Source organism: Labrys sp. ALF-8, assembly GCF_059699065.1.
In genome coordinates this window covers 3,980,324-4,001,545 of record NZ_AP048537.1, presented here as the reverse complement: position 1 = coordinate 4,001,545, position 21,222 = coordinate 3,980,324, and the positions used below count along the sequence as shown (strand labels likewise).

General features: G+C 64.6%; 19 protein-coding genes. 14 read left to right on the top strand and 5 right to left on the bottom strand.

Translation table 11 applies throughout. The features are described 5' to 3' along the window. Nucleotides 1-216 precede the first annotated feature (216 nt). The 8 genes from AC6H34_RS18370 (at nt 217) to AC6H34_RS18335 (ending at nt 9,635) form a co-directional block, all read left to right on the top strand. Nucleotides 217-1,542 (top strand): ABC transporter substrate-binding protein, encoded by a 1,326-nt coding sequence (locus AC6H34_RS18370; protein ID WP_448148476.1) that lies wholly within the window; start codon nt 217-219, stop codon nt 1,540-1,542. Between the two features lie 127 nt (nt 1,543-1,669). Further along, nucleotides 1,670-2,560, top strand: a complete 891-nt coding sequence (locus AC6H34_RS18365) for a carbohydrate ABC transporter permease (protein WP_448148477.1) — start codon at nt 1,670-1,672, stop codon at nt 2,558-2,560. 3 nt (nt 2,561-2,563) lie between these two features. Next, a complete protein-coding gene (locus AC6H34_RS18360) occupies nt 2,564-3,385 on the top strand; it encodes a carbohydrate ABC transporter permease (RefSeq protein ID WP_448148478.1) in 822 nt (273 codons plus the stop codon). Nucleotides 3,386-3,440: 55 nt separating this feature from the next. Then, entirely contained in the window at nt 3,441-4,214 is a 774-nt protein-coding gene (locus AC6H34_RS18355) for an SDR family NAD(P)-dependent oxidoreductase (protein WP_497539670.1), read from the top strand. A 477-nt stretch (nt 4,215-4,691) separates the two neighbouring features. Then, entirely contained in the window at nt 4,692-5,822 is a 1,131-nt protein-coding gene (locus AC6H34_RS18350) for a sugar ABC transporter substrate-binding protein (protein ID WP_497539669.1), read from the top strand. A gap of 166 nt (nt 5,823-5,988) precedes the next feature. Continuing rightward, nucleotides 5,989-7,542, top strand: a complete 1,554-nt coding sequence (locus AC6H34_RS18345; RefSeq protein WP_497539668.1) for a sugar ABC transporter ATP-binding protein — start codon at nt 5,989-5,991, stop codon at nt 7,540-7,542. Continuing rightward, nucleotides 7,539-8,519 carry an ABC transporter permease gene (locus AC6H34_RS18340; protein WP_497539667.1) on the top strand — a complete coding sequence of 327 codons (981 nt, stop codon included), beginning with the start codon at nt 7,539-7,541 and terminating at the stop codon, nt 8,517-8,519. The genes AC6H34_RS18345 and AC6H34_RS18340 overlap by 4 nt, the downstream gene beginning before the upstream one ends. Nucleotides 8,520-8,645: 126 nt before the next feature. After that, entirely contained in the window at nt 8,646-9,635 is a 990-nt protein-coding gene (locus AC6H34_RS18335; protein ID WP_497539666.1) for an ABC transporter permease, read from the top strand. 38 nt (nt 9,636-9,673) lie between these two features. On the opposite strand, the gene AC6H34_RS18330 is transcribed toward AC6H34_RS18335, so the two are convergent. The 4 genes from AC6H34_RS18330 to AC6H34_RS18315 all read right to left on the bottom strand — a co-directional run bounded on the left by AC6H34_RS18330 (nt 9,674) and on the right by AC6H34_RS18315 (nt 13,105). Continuing rightward, on the bottom strand, nt 9,674-10,000 hold the full coding sequence (locus tag AC6H34_RS18330) for a YnfA family protein (RefSeq protein WP_497539665.1): 327 nt from the start codon (nt 9,998-10,000) through the stop codon (nt 9,674-9,676). A gap of 170 nt (nt 10,001-10,170) precedes the next feature. Beyond that, nucleotides 10,171-11,199: an L-glyceraldehyde 3-phosphate reductase gene (gene mgrA / locus AC6H34_RS18325; RefSeq protein ID WP_497539664.1), complete on the bottom strand. Its 1,029-nt coding sequence runs from the start codon at nt 11,197-11,199 to the stop codon at nt 10,171-10,173. A gap of 194 nt (nt 11,200-11,393) precedes the next feature. Continuing rightward, nucleotides 11,394-12,938, bottom strand: coding sequence for a monocarboxylate uptake permease MctP (gene mctP, locus AC6H34_RS18320; protein ID WP_497539663.1), 1,545 nt, complete (start codon nt 12,936-12,938; stop codon nt 11,394-11,396). Next, nucleotides 12,938-13,105, bottom strand: a complete 168-nt coding sequence (locus tag AC6H34_RS18315; protein ID WP_448148487.1) for a DUF3311 domain-containing protein — start codon at nt 13,103-13,105, stop codon at nt 12,938-12,940. Before AC6H34_RS18315 ends, mctP begins: the two co-directional genes overlap by 1 nt. Before the next feature lie 314 nt (nt 13,106-13,419). On the opposite strand from AC6H34_RS18315, the gene AC6H34_RS18310 reads away from it, so the two are divergent. Then, on the top strand, nt 13,420-14,925 hold the full coding sequence (locus AC6H34_RS18310; RefSeq protein ID WP_497539662.1) for a multicopper oxidase family protein: 1,506 nt from the start codon (nt 13,420-13,422) through the stop codon (nt 14,923-14,925). A gap of 246 nt (nt 14,926-15,171) precedes the next feature. Here the strand turns inward: AC6H34_RS18310 and hutC are convergent, their stop codons facing one another. Then, nucleotides 15,172-15,897: a histidine utilization transcriptional repressor HutC gene (gene hutC, locus AC6H34_RS18305; RefSeq protein ID WP_497539661.1), complete on the bottom strand. Its 726-nt coding sequence runs from the start codon at nt 15,895-15,897 to the stop codon at nt 15,172-15,174. Nucleotides 15,898-16,000: 103 nt separating this feature from the next. On the opposite strand from hutC, the gene hutI reads away from it, so the two are divergent. The 5 genes from hutI (at nt 16,001) to AC6H34_RS18280 (ending at nt 21,106) form a co-directional block, all read left to right on the top strand. Next, on the top strand, nt 16,001-17,224 hold the full coding sequence (gene hutI, locus AC6H34_RS18300; RefSeq protein WP_497539660.1) for an imidazolonepropionase: 1,224 nt from the start codon (nt 16,001-16,003) through the stop codon (nt 17,222-17,224). Next, nucleotides 17,221-18,768, top strand: coding sequence for a histidine ammonia-lyase (gene hutH, locus AC6H34_RS18295; protein ID WP_497539659.1), 1,548 nt, complete (start codon nt 17,221-17,223; stop codon nt 18,766-18,768). The genes hutI and hutH overlap by 4 nt, the downstream gene beginning before the upstream one ends. After that, a complete protein-coding gene (hutG, locus tag AC6H34_RS18290; RefSeq protein ID WP_497539658.1) occupies nt 18,765-19,592 on the top strand; it encodes an N-formylglutamate deformylase in 828 nt (275 codons plus the stop codon). The genes hutH and hutG overlap by 4 nt, the downstream gene beginning before the upstream one ends. A gap of 81 nt (nt 19,593-19,673) precedes the next feature. Further along, on the top strand, nt 19,674-20,237 hold the full coding sequence (locus AC6H34_RS18285; protein WP_497539657.1) for a HutD/Ves family protein: 564 nt from the start codon (nt 19,674-19,676) through the stop codon (nt 20,235-20,237). Nucleotides 20,238-20,290: 53 nt separating this feature from the next. Continuing rightward, nucleotides 20,291-21,106 carry a GntR family transcriptional regulator gene (locus AC6H34_RS18280; RefSeq protein WP_448148494.1) on the top strand — a complete coding sequence of 272 codons (816 nt, stop codon included), beginning with the start codon at nt 20,291-20,293 and terminating at the stop codon, nt 21,104-21,106. Nucleotides 21,107-21,222 lie beyond the last annotated feature (116 nt).

Genomic DNA, 21,222 nt, shown 5'->3' with positions numbered 1-21,222 from the left:
ACAATGCAGGCGATAGGTATCAATTCGCATCAATCACACCATTGAGACTTTCGGTCATTGATTGGAATTGATCGACTTTGCCAACTTCCCGGCAAAGCGAAGACGGATAGCGCATGCCCGCGGCAGACCTGCCGGCTGACAGGCGCCCCACATCGTTCAGTCACGTTCGCCGCTGGCGACAAGATGTCGAAAACGACACGCAGCAAGGAGGAAAACATGCGATATCTGAAAGAGCTCTGCGTCGGTGCCACCGCAGCGCTTGCACTAGGTTTAACGGCATTCCAGGCGCTCGCCGAGACCACGCTCACCATCGCCACCGTCAACAACAACGACATGGTTGTGATGCAGAAACTGTCGAAGGACTTCGAGACGAAGAATCCCGACATCAAGCTGAACTGGGTGATCCTGGAGGAGAACGTTCTCCGCCAGCGCCTGACCACCGACATCGCCACCCATGGCGGCCAGTACGACGTCCTCACCATCGGGCTCTTCGAAGCGCCCATGTGGGGCCAGAGAAGCTGGTTGGTACCTTTTGACAACGTGCCCGCCGACTACAAGCTCGACGACGTGCTCAAATCGGTCCGCGACGGTCTCTCCTATGACGGCAAGCTCTTTGCCCTGCCCTTCTACGCCGAGAGCCAGATGACCTTCTATCGCAAGGATCTGTTCGACAAGGCGGGCATCACCATGCCCGACCAGCCGACGTGGCAGGACATCGACGCGGCCGCCGCCAAGATCCACGACCCCGACCACGGCGTCTACGGCATCTGCCTGCGCGGCAAGCCCGGCTGGGGCGAGAATATCGGCCAGATCACCCCGGTGGCCAATTCCTTCGGCGCTCGCTGGTTCGACATGCAGTGGAAGCCGCAATTCGACACTCCCCAGTGGAAGGAAGGCCTGACCACCTATGTCGACCTTCTGAAGAAATACGGCCCGCCCGGGGCCGCCTCCAACGGCTACAACGAGAACCTCGCTCTCTTCGCCAGCGGCAAGTGCGGCATGTGGGTGGACGCCACCGTTTCCGCCGGCTTCCTCAACGACCCCAAGCAGAGCAGCGTCGTGGGCAAGCTCGGCTATGCCCATCCCCCTTACGGCAAGTTCAACAAGGGCAACCACTATCTGTGGTCCTGGGCGCTGGCGATACCGACGTCCTCCAAGGCACCCGATGCCGCCAAGAAGTTCATCTATTGGGCGACCTCACCCGACTACATCAAGCTGGTGGCCGACTATTCCGGCATCGTGACGGTGCCGCCGGGCACGCGCCAGTCGACCTATGACAATGCGGACTACATCAAGGCCGCGCCCTTCGCCAAGCTGACGCTCGATACCATCGAGACCGCCAACATGACGGACGCGACCCAGGAGAAGGTTCCCTATCGCGGCATCTCCTTCGTCGGCATCCCCGAATTCCAGAGCATCGGCACCGCCGTCGGCCAGGAATTCGCAGCCGTGATCGCGGGCAAGAAGAGCATCGACGAGGGCCTCGCCGCCGCGCAGGCGCTGACCCAGCGAGCCATCAAGCAGGCAGGCTATCAGAAATAGGCCCGCCTTGGCGTCACCGGATGCGCGTGCTCCTCCCCATGCGCATCCTCGATGGTGCGGCCCCGATCGCCCAGGATCGGGGTCGCGCCATTCCGTTCGAGTTCGATCCTGCTGAAGGAAGAGTCCCATGGCGCTTGCCCTGCTCGCGCGACATAAGGGAGCCGGCGTCGATGCCCGCCCGTTGCTGGCCCCCTCCGTCGTGCTGCTGTTCATCTGGATGATCGTCCCGCTGGCGATGACGATCTGGCTCTCCTTCCAGCGCTACAACCTCAACTATCTCGACCAGACCGGCTTTGCCGGCTTCGACAACTACCAGTACCTCCTCGAGGACCCCGGTCTCACCAACGCCATCCTCCACACCATCACCCTGGTGGTGAGCGTTCTGGCGATCACGGTCGTCGTAGGGGTCATCGGCGCTGTCCTGCTGGACCAGCCCGTCTGGGGACGCGGTCTTGCCAGGCTCTTCTGCATCGCGCCGTTCTTCATCATGCCCACGGTCGGGGCCCTCATCTGGAAGAACCTGTTGATGCACCCCGTCAACGGGCTGTTTGCCTGGGTCTCCCGTTCCCTCGGCCTGCCGGTCGTGGACTGGATGAGCGACTGGCCTCTCCTGTCCATCGTCATCATCGTCGCCTGGCAGTGGATCCCCTTCGCCCTGCTGATCCTGCTCACGTCCCTGCAGTCGCTGGACCGCGACCAGATCGAGGCCGCGCGCATGGACGGCGCCAATGGCCTGCGCCTCTTCGTCTACATCACCCTGCCGCATCTCTATCGCGCCATCACCATCGTGATCATGATCGAGACGATCTTCCTCTTGTCGATCTTCGCGGAGATTCTGGTGACGACGGTGGGCGGGCCGGGCGATGCCTCGACCACCCTGCCCTACCTGATCTACAAGACAGCGCTGCTCGACAACGACATAGGCGGTGCTTCCGCCGGCGGCATGCTGGCGGTGGTACTGGCCAATATTGTCGCGATCTTCCTGGTGCGGACCATCTCGCACACGCTGGAGGATTGAACGATGCGGCCGTCCCTGCGCTACAGGTTCATCGTCACGATACTATGCTGGCTGCTGACCTTCATCCTGTTCTTCCCAATCCTGTGGATGATCGTGACCGCCTTCAAGACGGAGCAGCAGGCCATCGCTAGCCCGCCCGTCCTGTTCTTCCAGCCGAGCCTGCACAATTTCGAGGAGATCCTGGAGAGTGCGGACTATCTGCATTTCTTCGCCAACAGCGTAATCATCTCGGTGGGTTCCACCCTGCTCGGCACGCTCATCGGACTGCCCGCCGCCTATGCCCTCGCTTTCTATCCCGGCAAGCGCAGCAAGGATCTCCTGGTGTGGATGCTTTCCACCAAGATGATGCCGGCGGTAGGCGTGCTGGTCCCGATGTATCTCATCTTCCAATGGGTCGGGCTGATGGATACGCGCTTCGGCCTGACAGCGCTCTATACGCTGGTCAACCTGCCGATCATCGTCTGGATGCTGTTCACTTTCTTCAAGGATGTGCCCAAGGAGATTCTCGACGCCGCCCGCATGGACGGCGCCGGACCCCTGAAGCAGTTCGTCTGGATGCTGCTGCCGATGACGCTGCCCGGCATCGCCTCTACCGCCCTGCTCGCCATCATCCTGTCCTGGAACGAGGCTTTCTGGAGCATCAACCTCACGGTGACGCAGGCGACGCCGCTGACGGCCTTCATCGCGCGCTTCTCGAGCCCCGAAGGGCTGTTCTGGGCCAAGCTCTCCGCCGCCTCGCTGATGGCGATCGGCCCCATCCTGATCTTCGGCTGGCTCACCCAGCGCCAGCTGGTAAGAGGACTGACCTTCGGCGCCGTGAAATGACGGCGCTCCCCTCCGAAGAACCTGAGAAAGACCTGAACCAGGGAAAGACGTGAATATGTATTTGAAGAAGTTCGATTTGAACGGACAGACCGCCTTCATCACCGGCGGCGGCCGCGGTATTGGATTGTCCACCGCCGAAGCACTCCTGGAGTGCGGCGCCAAGGTCGTGATCTCGGATCTCGATCCGACCGTGCTGGAGAACGGGCGCAAGGAACTCGGCGCGAAGGGTTGGGAGGTGGATGCTGTCCAACTCGATGTCACCGATGCCGATGCGGTCGGCAAGGCCGCGCGCGAAGCCAATGAACGCCACGGCGGCGTGGATATCCTGATCGCCAATGCCGGCATCGCCTGGCCCGATACAGCCGGCGAACTGATGAGCGATGAGGTCTGGCGCAAGGTCATCGACGTCGATCTCAATGGCGTCTACTGGTCCTGCCGAGAATTCGGACGCGCCATGCTGGAACGCGGCCGGGGTTCGATCGTGACCACGGGCTCGATGTCCGGTATCATCTCGAACAAGCCGCAGCGCCAGGCCCACTACAACGCCGCCAAGGCCGGCGTGCATCACCTCACCAAGTCGCTGGCGGGCGAATGGGCCGAGCGTGGCGTGCGCGTCAACACCGTCGCGCCGACCTATGTGGACACGGTAATGTCGAATCGCAGCTTCGATGATCCCACCCGTTTTCCGATCTGGATGGAGATGACGCCGATGAAGCGTGTCGCGCGTCCCGACGAGGTCGCCTCCGCCATCCTGTTCCTTGCGAGCGATGCCTCCAGCGCCATGACCGGCGCGCTGGTGGTAGTGGACTGCGGCTACACGATCTGGTGAGGCCCCTCCCGACGGGCTCGCCGCCGCGCGTGACGAGCCCTCCGGCGCGGATGCCGGGTGAACCCGTCCCAGCCGAAACATCGCTATTGCGGATCAACCCGCGGCGCCTTCGCTCCGAACGGCTCATTTCTGCCCGGAATGCGGCCCAGCGTGCCGGCCTGCCCCACCCCCCTGTCCGCGTGTGACCGGCGCAATGAAGCAGCGCAGGCCCGATATCGACGGTGCCACGCCATGACCGCACGGGCTTTCATGCCCGTTGAAATGTAAACACTCTTCATTTATTAGTCGGACAATTGACAAGCCAGCGAAATGAGCGGCGAACTTGCTCGTCGCAATCCAGCTTGCCGACTTCCACCCGAACCGGACGACAGCGCCCGACGCGGTATCGCCGCAGAGCGTCAAAAAGCTCCGGAAGGTGGACCAGGAAACACCCGAACAGCCGGACAAGAGTCCGAGCAGAACCCGAGGGAGCTGTCTATGAAACGTCCTATCGTCACACTGGCAACCGCCTGTGCCGCCCTGGCCGGCCTGTTGCTCGGCACGGCTGCAGCCAGTGCCGCAGGACCCGAGGTCGTCTCCGGTCCGAGCAAGGATCCGAGCTGCTTCGTGCCGTGGACCGACAAGACAAAGTTCTTCAAGTTTCCCGCAAAGAAGGGGCCTTATCGCATCGCGCTTGCAAACGGCTTCATCGGCAACACCTGGCGCATCCAGATGATCAAGACGGCCAAGGCCTACGCCGATCAGCCCGACGTGAAGGCCAACCTGAAGGAATTCAAGGTCGTGTCGACCGGCGAGGACATCGCCGCCCAGATCGCCGCCGTGAACAACTTCATCGATTCCGGCTATGACGCCGTGGTGATCGACGCCCAGAATCCCACCGCCTTCAAGTCGGTCATCCGCCGCGCCCAGAATGCCGGCGTCGTGCTCGTGGCCTTCGACAACACGGTCGACAGCGAAGACATCGTCAACGTCAACGTCGACCAGCGCGGCCTCGGCAAATACTGGGGCGACTGGCTGGTCAAGAACATCCCCAATGGCGGCACCATCCTCGAAGTGCGCGGCGTGGCGGGCACTTCGGTCGATACCGATCGCCATGAGGCCATCCAGGAAGCCCTGAAGGCCTCCGGCAAGCCGTTCAACACGGTGGAAGTCGTCGGAAAGTGGGATGACGGCACGGCCCAGAAGGTCACCGCCGACGCCATCGCGGTCCACAAGCACTTCGACGGCATGACGGCGCAGGGCGGGTCCACCGGCATGGTGCGCGCCTTCATCGACGCCAAGCATCCCTTCATACCCTCGGGCGCCGAAGCCGAGAACGGCTATCGCAAGCTGTGCGCCGCCAATGCGGATAAGGGCCTGAAATGCGCCTCCGGCGGCACAGGGCCGGCCCAGGTGGCGGTGGCCATCAAGACCGCGATAACGGCACTGCAGGGCGACGTGATCCCGCAGGCCATCAAGCTGCCGCTCGCCCATGTCGAAGATCCCGATTTCAAGGACGGCGAGAACTACTACTCCAAGGAGACCGACAACTTCTTCGTCGGCAACGCCTTCCCGACCTGCGGCATCAACTTCACCGCCCAGGAGATCATGGGTCAGTCCGAGCAGTGAGGATCTCGATTGCTTCCTGCAGACCGATGAGAAAAGTGCCGACCTGAAGGTCGGCACGCCATCCTGGGACCGCAGGCATCTCGCCTGCTCTTGAAACCGCGACGCCTGTCGGATGGGAAGAAGCAGGCGAGGCGCCTGCGATCCCAGGAAATTCGGAGTTCACCTCATGGTCGATGCGGTACCGCTCTTTCGGATGGAAGGCATTTTCAAACGCTATGGCGGTGTATCCGCGCTCGAGAAGGCTTCCCTTACCATCGAGGCCGGCCGCATCCATGCCATTCTCGGCGAGAACGGAGCGGGAAAATCGACGCTCATCAAAATCCTTTCCGGCGTCGTGCAGCCTGACGAGGGGGTGCTGCAGCTCGAGGGGCAGGACATACGCTTTTCAGGCCCCGCTGCCGCGAAGCAGAACGGCATCGTCTGCATCTTCCAGGAACTTTCGCTGGTTCCCGACCTGTCGGTGGCCGACAACATCTTCATCGACGCGCCTCCTCGTCGCCTCGGCCTGATCGACCGCCGGGCCCAGAGGCGGATGGCAACCGAATGGCTGGCACGCGCCGGCGCCGAGGACATCCATCCCCTCGCCCTGGTCAAGGACCTGCCGCTGTCACGACGGCAGATGGTGGAGATCGCCAAGGCGCTCGCGCGCAAGCCGCGCATCCTCATCCTCGACGAGGCGACCTCCGCGCTCACGGCCGCCGACGTCACCCGCATCGTCGCCGTCCTGAAACGCCTGCGTTCGGAAGGGCTGGCCCTTCTCTACATCTCGCACCGCATGGCCGAGATCGAGGAACTCGCCGATGAGTGCACGGTGTTCCGCAATGGGCGCAACATCGCCACCTTCAAGGCGGGCACAAGGACCGACAACGAGGTCATCGAGATGATGATCGGGCGTGAATACAGCCACGTCTTCCCGCTCAAGCCGCCTCCGCCCCCACCCACCGTCAAGCCTCTTCTCGAAGTGGCGAACCTATCCTGGACGGATCGGCTGAGGAACGTCTCGCTCGCCATCCGGCCCGGCGAGGTCGTCGGCCTCGGCGGGCTCGACGGCCAGGGCCAGCGGGAACTGCTGCTCGCCCTGTTCGGCGTGCTGCGCGGCACCACGGGCGAGATCCGCGTGGAGGGCCGGCCGGTGTCGATCGCCAGCCCCGGCGCCGCCAAGCAGCCGGCCATCGGCATGGCTCTCATCCCCGAGGATCGCAAGACGGAAGGATTGATGCTGCCGATGTCGGTGCGCGACAATCTCTCCTTCGCCTCGCTCGGCCGCATCTCCAGGGCCGGACTGATCGATCGCGCCGCGGAAAAGCAGGCGATCGCGGAGATGGTCAAGCTGCTTGCGATCAAGACCGCCGGTGTCGACATTCCTGTCGGCGCGCTGTCGGGCGGCAACCAGCAGAAGGTGGTGATCGCCAAATGGCTGATGGTCTCTCCGCGGATCATCCTGCTTAACGATCCCACCAGGGGCATCGACGTCGGCACCAAGCAGGAGATCTATCAACTGCTGCGCCACCTCGCCGACAAGGGTGCGGCGATCCTGCTCTATTCTACCGACTATGACGAACTTATCGGCTGCTGCGACCGTGTGCTCGTGCTCTACGAGGGCGCGGTCAGACGCGAATTGGCGGGGGCCGAGATCACCGAGAACGCGCTGATCTCCAGCGCCCTCAACATCACCTCGGAGAATGGGGAGGCCGGCCGCAAGCCGGCAGTGAACGCGTGAGCGACTGGCGCTACAAATTTGCGGAACACCGCAGCACGCTGCTGGCGGCCCTCGTCTTCGTGGCGATGTTCGCCATCTACACCGCCAACCACGAGGCGGGCTTCTCCGCCAATGTGGTGCAGACCGCGGCCAACAAGGGCGTGCTGCTGGCGCTCCTCGCCGTGGCGCAGACCTTCGTGGTGCTGACGGCCGGTATCGACCTTTCCGTCGGCACCATCTTCATCCTGACCAACTGCCTGGCCTCCTGGATCGTGGTCGGCTCGCCCGGTATGACGGCGCTCGGCGTCCTCGGCGTGCTTGCCACCGGCCTCGTCTGCGGCGCCGTCAACGGCGCCATCGTGATCTTCGGCCGCCTGCAGCCCATCGTCACCACCATCGCAACGGGCGCTGTCTATTTCGGACTTGCTCTCTGGCTGCGTCCCGATCCCGGGGGCGACGTGAACGGCGATCTCGCGGATGCCCTCACGAGCCAGCTCTGGGGCGGCTTTCCGGCGAGCCTGCTCGTCCTGATCGTCGTGATGCTGCTGATCTGGGTGCCTTTCCGGCGCTCGATGCTGGGCCGGTCGGTCTATGCCGTCGGCTCGTCGGAGGTCGCGGCCTACATGTCGGGTGTCTCGACCGACCGGGCCAAGTTCATGGCCTATGTGCTCTCCGGCCTGTTCGCGGCGATGGGCGGGCTGATGCTGACCTTCTTCACCTATTCGGGCGAGGCGTCCTCCACCAATGCCTCGACCTACACCCTTAACTCCATCGCTGCCGTGGTGCTGGGAGGCGTCTCGCTGTTCGGCGGCACGGGCAGCGCGGTGGGCGCGATCTTCGGTGCGCTGATCTTCCGCACCATCAACGACCTGCTTTTCGTCTTCGACCTCGATCCCCTCTGGCAGCCGCTGTTCCTCGGCGTCGTACTGCTCATTGCCGTCTGCATGGGTTCCTTCCGGCTCCTGCAGATCAAGAACCGTCTCGATCTCTTCGGGTGATGCGATGGAACGATCGACATTCATGCCTTGCCCGTTCGAGGAGAGCGGCCCTGCCATTTCCGGCGAAGCCGAACGCTTCGGGAAGGGGATCCAGGAGATGACATCCCACCTATCGGGAGTGCCGGCATGAGCCAGCAGGATACCCCCCAGCTCCGCTCCCGCCTTCCCGCCTTCCTACAGGGGATCGACACGGCGGTGGTCACGGCGTTTGCCTGCATCGTCGTGCTGCTCCTCGTCGGCAGCCTCTACTCATCCAGCTTCCTGTCCCCCGAATATCTGCTTCAGCAGCTGCAGGTAGGCTCGTTCCTGGCCATGGCCGCGACGGGCATGATGCTGGTGATCCTGCTTGGCCAGATCGACCTTTCCATTCCCTGGCTGATCACCATCGGCGCCATGATGTCGACGGCGGCCGCAGGCTGGGGCGAATGGGGCCCGGCCCTGGCCATTCCGGTCGGCATCGTCAGCGGCATGGTGTTCGGCTTGATCAACGGGATCGGCGTCGCCTATCTGCGCGTGCCTTCGATGATCTTCACCCTCGGCACGAACGCCGTGATGCAGGGCCTCATGGTCGTGCGGACGGGCGGCGCGGCACCCCAGGACATGTCGACGGAGTCCATGCATGACCTTGCCACCGGCCGCCTGATCGCGGGCATCCCCAATCCGGTCTGGATCTGGGTGCTGGTCGGTGCGGCGACGGTCTTCGTGCTAAAGCGCACCACGTTCGGGCGCGCCCTCTACGCCATCGGCAACCGCGAGCGGGCCGCCTATCTCTCCGGGGTCCACACGCGCCGCATCGTCGTGCTGGCCTTCGTGATCTGCGGAGCGCTGTCCGCCTTCGGCGGCGTGCTGCTGGCGGGCTATTCCACCAAAGCCTACCAGGGCATGGGCGACCCCTATCTCCTGCCTGCCATTGCGGCCGTGGTGCTCGGCGGCACCTCGATCCTGGGTGGCCGCGGTACCTATCTGGGCACGGTGGCCGGGGTGATCCTGATCACGCTCCTGCAGTCGATTCTCGCCATCGTCCAGATGCCGGAAGCCGGGCGCCAGGTGATCTATGGCGGGACGATCATCGCGATGCTGCTGCTCTATGGAAGATCCGCGCGGCTGAGGACCTGAATCCGCAAGCGCCGGCTTCAGGCCGGCGCTCCTCCCGCCTATGCCCGGTGCGGCGCAAACAGGATCACCGCCATGCCGGCCAAGCAGAGAGCCGCGCCCGCAAGATCCCACAGGTCCGGCCTGACATCCTCCACCCGCCACAGCCAGAGAAGCGAAGCGGCGATGTAGATACCGCCGTAGGCCGCATAGGCCCGGCCGGCGGCATCGCTGTCGACACGCGTGAGGAGCACGGCGAAGACGATCAGGGAGGCGATGCCGGGAATGAGCCACCAAGCGGGCTTGCCGAGCCGAAGCCAGCCCCAGAAGGCATAGCAGCCGGCGATCTCCCCGACTGCCGCCAGGCAGTAGAACAGTATGGACTTCATGGAAAATTGAATCCCGGCAACAGCTTCCGGCGGAGAGCTTAGCTGCCGCCGCAGGAAACGAAAGGGAGTGTCGACAACCAATCGACGTTCGCCCTTTCCTTTAACGAGGCGTTTGCCCGAAGTAGCCCGAGTGCGCCGCTCCGCGTTTGTGGCACCCGCGCCCTTACCGCTCAGTTGCTGCTGGAAGCCGCCCAGAGGTTGACGCCGCCCTCCTGGGCGAAACTGTCGATCTCCGCGAGTTCGGCCGCGTCGAAGGAGGCATTCTTCAAGGCAGCGACGCAATCCTCGATCTGGTCGGGCCGGCTGGCGCCGATCAGCGCGGAGGTCATGCGCGGGTCGCGCAGTACCCAGGCGATCGCCATCTGCGCGAGCGACTGGCCGCGCTTGGCGGCAATCCCGTTGAGGCCCCGCAAGCGGGCAAGATTCTCTTCGGTGAGTTGCGTGGGCGAGAGGGATTTGCCGGCAGCAGCCCGGCTGTCTGTGGGAATGCCCTTCAGATATTTGTCGCTGAGCAGCCCCTGCGCCAACGGCGTGAAGGCAATGCAGCCGGCACCGTCCGCTTCGAGCTGGTCCAGCAGCTTGTCCTCCTCGACCCAGCGATTGATCATCGAATAGCTCGGCTGGTGGATCAAAAGCGGCGTACCCAGGCGCTTGAGGATGGCCGCCGCCTCCCTGGTGCGCGCCGCGCTGTAGGAGGAGATGCCGGCATAGTGCGCCTTGCCCTGCTTCACCGCGTCGTGCAGCGCCGTCATGGTCTCTTCCAGCGGCGTCTTCGGATCGAAGCGATGCGAATAGAAGATATCGACCGTCTCGATGCCCATGCGCCGGAGGCTGCGATCGAGGCTGGAGAGCAGGTATTTGCGGCTGCCCCATTCACCGTAGGGGCCGGGCCACATGCGATAGCCTGCCTTGGTGGAGATGACGAGTTCGTCGCGGTGATGGGCGAAATCCGTCTTCAGGATACGCCCGAAGGTCTCCTCGGCCGAGCCGGGAGGCGGGCCGTAATTGTTGGCGAGATCGAAATGCGTGATGCCGAGATCGAACGCCTTGCGGCAAAGGGAACGAGCCTTCTCGAAAGGCAGGTCGCCGCCGAAATTGTGCCATAGGCCGAGCGAAAGCGCCGGCAGCTCGAGACCGGAGCGGCCCGTTCGACGATATTGCATGGTGGTGTAGCGTGCGGCATCGGCGACGTAAGTCATAGGCGCTCCGATCGATGAAGTGTGGGGAGGAGAAAGGAGAATGCGCGGCAAACTAGCGCCGCCCCAGGCGCTCCTTCAACCCGCCGCGTGTTCACATTGCCGACACCAGCCCCGAAATTACGTCCAGGAACCGTCGCCGTCCATGATGGAGGGCCCGGCGCAAGGACCGGGCCCGTCCGTGGTCGATCCGCGTCTCAGCGAACCGCGGCGGCATCCTCGTAGTCGGAAGCCCTGGTCACGTCTTCCGCGGTGGATCCGAGGACCATGGTCAGCACGACCGAGACGACGAAGTTGAGCGCCACCGCGACGAGGCCGATGTAGAAGGTGGTGCCGTAGATCGACACGGCAGGCGTCAGCGCCGTCGGTCCCCAGGCAAGGTAGCTGCCCACCAGCATGCCGACGGCCCAGCCCACCAGCAGGGCCCAGCCGTTGAACCAGCGGGTAAACAGGCCCGCGACGACGGCAGGGAAGATCTGGATCATCCAGATGCCGCCCAGCAACTGCAGGTCCAGGGCGAATTGCGTCGGCAGGAAGATGATCACCACCAGGGCGCCGACCTTGACCACCAGCGACATCAGCTTGGCGAGGTAGGATTCCTCGCGCGGCGACATAGCCGGGTTGACGAAGGGCTTCCAGATGTTCCGGGTGAAGGTGTTCGCCGCGCCGATCGACATCACCGCCGCGGGCACCAGGGCGCCTATGGCGATGGCGGCGAAGCAGAAGCCGGCGAACCAGTCCGGGAACATCTGCAGGACGAGCAGCGGCACGGCCTGCGAACTGTCCGTCGTCTTGATTCCCGCCGCCAGTGCCATCACGCCCAGCAGGGCGATAAGCCCGAGCACCAGCGAATAGGCCGGCAAGGTCACGGCATTGCGGCGGATGGCGTCCGGGCTGGAGGCCGAGAGCGTGCCCGTCATGGCATGGGGATACATGAACAGCGCCATCGCCGAGCCGATCGAGAGCGAGATGAACATCCAGATCTGCGAGGGCGCCAGGGTCAGGCCGGCCGCGACGGGCTTGCCGGCCGCCGTCGTGGCCGCGACCTTCGCCTCGTAGGCAGTCTTCGCGGCATCGAAGACCGCGGCGTACCCGCCGAGCTTGGCCGGAATGATAATGACCGCCGCGATCACGAAGATATAGATCATGATATCCTTGACGAAGGCGATCATGGCAGGCGCCCGCAGGCCGCTCTTGTAGGTGTAGAGCGCCAGGATGACGAAGGCTACCGTAAGTGGGATATGCGAGGCCCAGCCCTGCGCCTGGAAGCCCAGCGCCTGGATCACCTTCTCCATGCCGACGAGCTGGAGGGCGATGTAAGGCATGGTGGCAAGGATACCCGTGAAGGCGACCGCCAGCTCCAGCCAGCGATTGCCGTAGCGTCCGGCAATGAAATCGGCACCGGTCAGGTGCCCGTGGCGATGGGTGACGTTCCACAGCCGCGGCATGATCAGGAACACCAGCGGATAGATCAGGATCGTGTAGGGCACGGCAAAGAAGCCGTAGGCCCCCAATGCATACATCACGCCGGGAACGGCGATCACGGTGTAGGCGGTGTAGAGGTCACCACCGAGCAGGAACCAGGTGATCCAGGCGCCGAAGCGCCGCCCGCCAAGGCCCCATTCATGCAAGTGGTCGAGGTCGGCTGACTTCCAGCGCGCGGCCACGAAACCGATGATGGTCACAACGGCGAAGAAGAAGGCGAAGACGGCGGCGGCTGTCCAGTTGAGATTGTCCAGCATCAGCGTTCAACCTTCCAGGCGAGGTAGACGAACAGCGATGAGACTGGAACCAGCAGCAGCAGATACCAGTAGAAAAAAGGCAGGCCGAACAGCACAGGCTCGACGCTGTTGTAGAGCGGCGTCAGCAGTGCCAGCACGCATGGCACCAGCAAGAGAATATATTTCATGGCATTTCCCCCGGAATGCTTGGACACGGCCACAGCCGAATCCCGCTTGTCGAGAAGCGTGGACGAAGTTGTTATTCCCCTCGTCAGTAGCCGTGTCCAGAGGGATTATTACATTCGCAGCAAGGACTTGCCTCCATCGGCCGGTTCGGCTGTGCCTCACGCCGCAACGGATCGCCTCTCCGCATCGACCGCTTGACCTTCCCACAGTGGGAAGGTGCAGGGTCCGAATCGAAAGGCGGAGCGCTTCCATTCCGATGAGACCGGCTTGCCGACCCACGATGGACTGCGCACGATCATGAAGGAGCAGGCCAGTGATGAACCGACGCAGCTTTCTTCTCGCGGGAGCCGCGATTCTGTCGCTGCCCCATGCGGCCATAGGGCAGCAGCACGACCATTCCATGCACGGCATGCCGGGGATGGGCATGGGCGGCGATACGTCAGCTCCATCGGATTCCCCCTCGCTTCCCGAGGGTGCGCCCCTGCGCGAGTTGCCGCGCCTGGAGAACCGGTCCCGGGAGCCTGGCCGGTTCGAGGCCGAACTCGTCGCAGCGCCGGCCCGCACCAGCTTCGCCACCGGCCTGGAGACACCGATCTTCGCCTATAACGGTCTCAGCCCTGGGCCCGTCATCGAGGTCTTCGAGGGCGATAGCGTCAGCCTCGCCTTCCGCAACGAGTTGCCGGACCAGGAAAGCACCATCCACTGGCACGGACTGCCGATCCCAGCCGAGCAGGACGGCAATCCCATGAATCCCGTGATGCCGGGCGAGGACCGGACCTACGCCTTCGATCTGCGGAAAGGCAGCGCCGGATCCTACTGGTACCATCCTCATCCGCATGGCAGGACGGCGGAGCAGGTCTATCGCGGCCTAGCAGGCGCCTTCCTCGTCAAGGACCGGGACGACCCCATTCCCGCAGCCTATGGCGATAGCCTGCTCGTCTTCACGGACCTTCGTCTGTCCGCCGACGGAACGATGCCGCCCAATGGCATGGCGGACGTGATGAACGGGCGAATCGGCGACCATGTGCTGGTCAACGGGCAGAAGAATCCGGTTCTCAACGTGCCGGCCGGCACCGCCCGTCGCTTTCGCCTGCTGAACGCGACGAATGCCCGCTTCCTGCGCCTTTCCCTGGCCGGCGCCGGCATCACCTTGATCGGCAGTGACGGCGGATTGCTGGAAGAGCCCATTGCCGGAGTAAAGGAATTGTTCCTTGCGCCGGCCGAGCGGCTTGAAATCATTGCCCGTTTCGACGAGCCGGGTACGACCAGCCTGCGGACACAGGACTATGATCGCGGCTGGATGGGCCCGAACCGTCCACAGGAAGCAGGCCTGGATCTGCTTACGGTCAGGGTTTCACAGGAGCGCGCGCCTGCTCAGCCGCCCCTGCCCCAAATGCTGCGGCCGATCGCCGAATTCGGCGCACCGGCCCTCAATCGGCGCTTCGTGTTCACGGAAACCATGTCGATGGTGTCGGGCGGCATGGCGATGGGCTTCCTCATCAACGGCGCGGCCTTCGACATGAACCGGGTGGATATCGTCTCCAAGGTCGGACAGGTCGAACTCTGGGAGATCGAGAACCAGGCGGACATGGACCACCCCTTCCACCTGCACGGAACACAATTCCAAATCGTCGAGCGCGAGAGCGCGGGCAAGGTGGCAAGGCCGCCCTATCGGGCTCTCAAGGATACCGTCAATGTCCCACGCCGGGAGACGGTGCGCATTCTGGTTCGCCAGGATCTGCCTGGCCCGCGCATGTATCACTGCCATATCCTCGAGCACGAGGATCTCGGCATGATGGGGCTCGTGAACGTCGAGGCTTAGAGCCTTGTGTGTTCTGACGAAATCGGCAGAACGCAAAGACGCTTCGAAAAACAAAGAGTTAGCGCAAAGCTCTAGGACGAATGCACTCTCGCCTGCATCTCGAAGCGTGTCGTTTACAGGAGCAGGCGGGACGCCTGCGATCCCAGGAGCACTTCCCGAGCGGGGTCCTTCCCACGCCGCGACGATCGTACCGGAGGCTTCATTTCCACATGGTCGCCCCCGAGACTATGTGGCCTCGGCTGCCTCTTATGAGGGCGAGAAGCGCGCCACCAGCTGGTGCCGCTCGCCGGGATAGGTGAAGCGCACCGCCGTGACCAGCGGCTCGCCCCGCCAGGTCTGGCGCTCCACCACCAGGCAGGCCGTCCCCGCATCGAGCGACAGCAGCGATGCCGCCTCGCCGCGCGCGCCCACGGCCTTGATGTGATGCTCTGCCACTGTCCAGGGAACATGCTTGAGCAACCACACTCCCGGCGGCTCGACGGAAAAGTCGGCCTCCCCGGCCTGCGGCACCACCTCCAGATTGATGAGACGCTCCTCCAGGCAGAAGGGCGCGTCACCGGCGAAATGGCGGCAGGTCAAGGCGAGAAACGGCGTGTTGCCGCCGAGGTCCAGCCGCAGCATTTCCACGGATTTTGCCTTGCGGCGGCGACACTCCAGCAATTCATAGCGGTAGGGCAGGCCGAGCGCCGCGACCTCCGCCTCGATGCCATGGATGGCGAGCACGGCCGCCTCGCTGCGGGGCTGCACCACGAAGCTGCCGGCCTTGCGCCGTCTCTCGATCAGGCCCGCGCCGGCAAGCTGCGTCAGAACCTTGTTCACGGTCATGCGCGAGCAGCCGTAAATCTCGGTCAACTCGGTTTCGAACGGGATGCGATGTCCCGGCGGCCATTCACCGGAGACGATGCGGTGCTCCAGTTCGCCGAGGATGCGCTGGTGCATGGTCCGGCGAGGTGCATCTTCCGTGGCGCTCATGGTGTTGCCTCCCCTCGACACGAGGTAAACTCCCATCTTCGGGCTTGCGCGTCAATAAATATGTCTATACATGATCCTCACTTTCATCGGGGCGGAGAGGACGATGTCGGAAGGCAGCGAAAGGCTTCATCTGTGGCGCAATGCACGCCTCGCCACCCTGGCCGAGGGCACGGCGGGTCTCGGCGTCGTTGAAAACGGGGCCATTGCGGCCAGGGGCGGCCGCATCCTGTATGCCGGCCCCGAGAGCGAGCTTCCGGCCGATATCCGCAGCCAGGCACCAACCACCGATTGCGAGGGGCGCTGGGTCACGCCGGGCCTCATCGACTGCCACACGCATCTCGTCTTCGGGGGCGACCGCGCCCGCGAGTTCGAGCTTCGCCTCGAAGGCGCAAGCTATGAGGAGATCGCCCGGGCAGGCGGCGGCATCGTCTCCACCGTCAGCGCCACGCGTGCAGCAAGCGAGGACGAACTGGTCGCGACCGCCCTGCCTCGCCTCGACCGCATGATCGGCGAGGGCGTCACCACGATTGAGGTCAAGTCGGGCTACGGCCTCGACACCAGGACCGAGTGCGCCATGCTGCGGGCCGCCCGCAGGCTCGGGCAGGCTCGCAGTGTGAGCGTCAGTACCACATTCCTGGGCGCCCATGCCCTCCCGGTGGAGGCCAAGGGCGACAAGGACGCCTATATTGATCTCGTCTGCAACGAGATGCTGCCCGCGGTGACCGCCGAGAATCTCGCTGACGCGGTAGACGGATTCTGCGAGGGCATCGCCTTCTCGCCCGAACATATCCGCCGCGTCTTCGATGCGGCCCAGGCAGCGGGACTGCCCATTAAACTGCATGCCGACCAGCTTTCCAACCTGCACGGCGCCAGGCTCGCCGCAGGCTATGGGGCCCTGTCGGTGGATCACCTCGAATATACGGACGACGACGGCGCAGCGGCCATGAGCGCCGCGGGAACCGTGGCCGTGATCCTGCCGGGCGCCTATTATTTCATCCGCGAGACGAAGCAGCCTCCGATCGCCGCCTTCCGGGCCCACAAGGTGCCGATGGCCGTCGCCACGGACTGCAATCCCGGAACGTCGCCGCTGACGTCGCCGCTGCTCACCATGAACATGGCGGCGACGCTCTTTCGCATGACGGTGGACGAATGCATCGCCGGCTTCACCCGCAACGCCGCAAAGGCGCTCGGCAAGCTCGGAGAAATCGGAACGCTCGAGGCCGGCAAATATTGCGACCTCGCCATCTGGGACATCGAGCGCCCCGCCGAGCTCGTCTACCGCCTCGGCTTCAATCCCCTTCATCAACGCATCTGGAGAGGCCAGTGACCAACCCCGTTCTGCTGCGTCCCGGCAAGGTCTCGCTCGCGACCTGGCGGGCGATCTATCACGGCGCCCCCGTCACCCTGGACGAGGACTGCCACACGCAGGTCAAGGCCAGCGCCGAGGCCGTCGCCGCCATCATCGCGAAAGGCGAGCCAGTCTACGGCATCAACACAGGCTTCGGAAAGCTTGCCAGCGTGCGCATCGAGAATGCGGATCTCGCCGTTCTCCAGCGCAACATCGTGCTCTCGCATGCCGCCGGCGTGGGCGATCCTCTGCCGGCCGAGGTCGTGCGCCTCATCATGGCGCTGAAGCTCGGCAGCCTGACGCAGGGCGCCTCCGGCGTGCAGTGGTCTACGGTAACGGCCCTGCGCGACTGCCTCGCCAAGGATCTCGTGCCGGTCATTCCCGGCCAGGGCTCGGTCGGTGCATCCGGTGACCTCGCGCCGCTCTCGCACATGACGGCGGCGCTGATGGGCGTCGGCGAGTTCTTCGTCTCCGGCAAGCGCGTTCCCGCCGCCGAAGCGCTTGCCGCGGCCGGCCTGCCGCCGCTCGTGCTCGGCCCGAAGGAAGGCCTCGCCCTCCTCAACGGCACGCAGGTCTCGACCGGCCTTGCCCTTGCAGGGTTGTTCTTGGCCGAGCGCGTCTTCCAGGGAGCGCTGGTCACCGGCGCCCTGTCGACCGATGCCGCCAAAGGATCCGACGGCCCCTTCGACCGGCGCATCCATGCGGTGCGCGGCCATCGCGGCCAGGCGGAAGTGGCACACACCCTCCGCGAACTGATGGCAGGCAGCACCATTCGCGCCTCGCATCTGGTGGGCGACGAGCGCGTGCAGGACCCCTATTGCCTGCGCTGCCAGCCCCAGGTGATGGGCGCCTGCCTCGACCTGCTGCGCCAGGCCGCGGCGACGCTGGCGATCGAGGCGAATGGGGTCACCGACAACCCTCTCGTCTTCACCGATACGGGCGAGGTCATCTCGGGCGGGAACTTCCACGCCGAACCCGTGGCCTTCGCCGCCGACATGATCGCCATGGCGCTGTGCGAGATCGGCTCCATCAGCGAGCGGCGCATCGCCATGCTGGTCGATCCCGCGCTTTCCGGCATACCGGCCTTCCTCACGCCGAAACCGGGCCTCAACTCCGGCTTCATGATCCCGCAGGTCACCGCCGCCGCCCTCGTCTCCGAGAACAAGCAGCGCGCCTTTCCCGCCAGCGTCGATTCCATCCCGACTTCGGCGAACCAGGAGGACCATGTTTCCATGGCCGCCCATGGCGCCCGCCGGCTCCTGGAAATGGCCCGCAACACCGCCGGCGTGATCGGCATCGAGTATCTCGCCGCCGCGCAGGGGTGCGACTTTCACGCACCGCTCGTTTCCAGCCCCTCCCTGGAGCGTGCCCGCGCCACGCTGCGGGCCAAGGTGCCGCACCTGTCCGACGACCGGCATTTCGCTCCCGACATCGAGGCGGCCACCGCCCTCGTCTGGAACGGCTTCGCCCAGGCGGCCGCTGGCCTCGAAACGCTGGCCCGCGTGGTGGAGGACGCAGCATGAGCAGGCCCAGCTGGCTCGAGATCCGGCAGGGCCAGGCGCCCCTGGTCGTCAGCATTCCCCATACCGGCACGGAGATTCCGGCCGAGATCGAGGAGAAGCTCGTATCGCCCTGGCTCGCCCGCAAGGATACCGACTGGTGGATCGAGACGCTCTACGATTTCGCTGCCGAGCTGGATGCCACCATCGTGCGCACGGCGATCTCGCGTACCGTGATCGACGTCAACCGTGATCCCAGCGGGGTTTCGCTTTACCCCGGCCAGGCCACGACCGAACTCTGTCCCACCACGAGCTTCGATGGCGAGCCGCTCTACAAGGACGGCGACGCCCCGGGCGTGGATGAGGTCGCGGCGCGCCGTGCCCGGTGGTTCGATCCCTACCATCTGGCCCTGGCGAGTGAAATCGAGCGGCTCAGGAAGCGCCATCCCACCATCGCCGTCTACGACTGCCATTCGATCCGCTCGGTCATTCCGCGCCTTTTCGAAGGCACGCTGCCGCAGTTCAACATCGGCACGAACAGCGGCAGGAGCTGCCATCCCGCGCTCGCCGGAACCATCGAGGCTCTGTGCACAGCCACCGGCCGCGAGACGGTGATGAACGGGCGTTTCAAGGGCGGCTACATCACCCGCAGTCTCGGCCAGCCCGACAAGGGCGTCCACGCCGTCCAGATGGAACTCGCCTGCCGCGGCTATATCGACGAGCCCCTCGGCCCGGTTTTGGAATCCAGCTGGCCCGTGGCCTTCGATGCCGCCTATGCACGGCCGATCCGCGAAACGCTGGGCAGCATTCTCAACGCCTGCCTGATCTTCGCGAGGGCGACACGGTAGGCGGATCGAATCCGTCATCCCTTCTTGTGCCTACTTGCCCTGTCGGCACAAGCAGACCGGGCCATCGCTTCGGAGCCCCTGATGAAGCTCATCCGCTTCGCCGACCTCACGCCCAAGCCCTGGAAGAACGGTGGAGGCACCACCACAGAGATCGCCGTGTCGCCCGCCGGCGCGGGTTTCGATGATTTTGACTGGCGCCTTTCCATCGCGGACGTAGCCAGCGACGGCCCCTTCTCGCTATTCCCCGAGATCGACCGTACGCTCACCCTGATCGCGGGCGTCGGTCTTGCCATGACGATCGAGGGGCTCGCTCCGCAGACCGTGACCCCGGCCTCCGCGCCCCTTTCCTTTCCCGGCGACGTCCCAGTCAAGGCGAAGCTCGTGGATGGGCCTATCCGCGACTTCAACGTGATGACGCGCCGCGGGCGCATCAGCCACGCCGTTGCAAGGCACGATCTTCGCGATGAACGGATCGCCGCGGCGGATGAAGAACTCACCGTGCTTCTGTCGCTCGGACGCGGCACGATCATGGCCGAGGGCGCCAGCGTGGAGATGGCTTTCGGGGACGTCGTCCTTTTCGAGGCGCGGGGCGCCATCTCCGGAACACACAAGGTATTGATCGCGCGATTGAAGCATATGCCTTAAAGATCACGAGAGGCCGTCCCGCATGGCGGCCGGTGACATGTCCGGTATGTTGAATGACAGTAACCAGCGCTGACGAGCAGCCGAGGGGAATCGGCGCGGCGCAGCCGGCCGAGGTCGACCGGCTGATCGACTATCTGCTGCTCAAGGGCCGCCTGGATGCCGAGAGCCCCACGGCTCTCTACCGGCGGCTGCAGGACGCCCTGCGCAGCGCCATCCACGAGGGCGTGGTTTCCGCGGGCGCCATGATCCCTGGGGAGAGGGAGCTTGCCCAGCGCCTGAACCTCTCGCGCGTCACCGTCCGCAACGCCCTCAAGGGGCTGGTCGACGAGAGGCTGATGGTGCAGCGCCACGGCGCGCGCACCAGCGTGGCCGAGCGCCTTGAAAAGCCGATAGCCGTCTTCACCAGCTTTTCCGAGGACATGGGCGCTCGCGGGCGCGAACCCGGCGCGAAATGGCTGCTCGCCGAAGTCGGTCTCGCCAGCGCCGCCGAGACCGTGGCGCTTGGTATCGCGCCCGGAACGCAGGTCTGCCGGCTGCATCGTTTGCGCACCGCGGATGCAGTGCCGATGGCCATCGAATACACGATCATTCCCACCGAGTTCCTCCCCAGCCCCGACCTCGTCGGCAACTCGCTCTACGAAACCCTGAGGGTCAGGGGATGCATGCCGACGCGCGCCCTGCAGCGCCTGCGCTCGGATATCGCCACCGAGGCGGAGGCGCCGCTGCTCCAAGTTCCCGTCGGCGCTCCCGTGCTCGAGATCGAGCGGCGGTGCAGCCTGGAGAATGGCAGGGTGGTCGAGCACACATGCAGCCGCTATCGCGGCGACGCCTATGATTTCATGATCGAGTTGGTTCGGCTGTCCCCCTGAACAAAGTGGTATTAAACTGGTTGCATCCAGGTTACGCGCGTGGCAGGCTTCGCACGTCAAAGCGCAGGAGTCTTGCGTGCCCTCCCCTGTTGAACGAACTCTCGGCGGCCTGATCG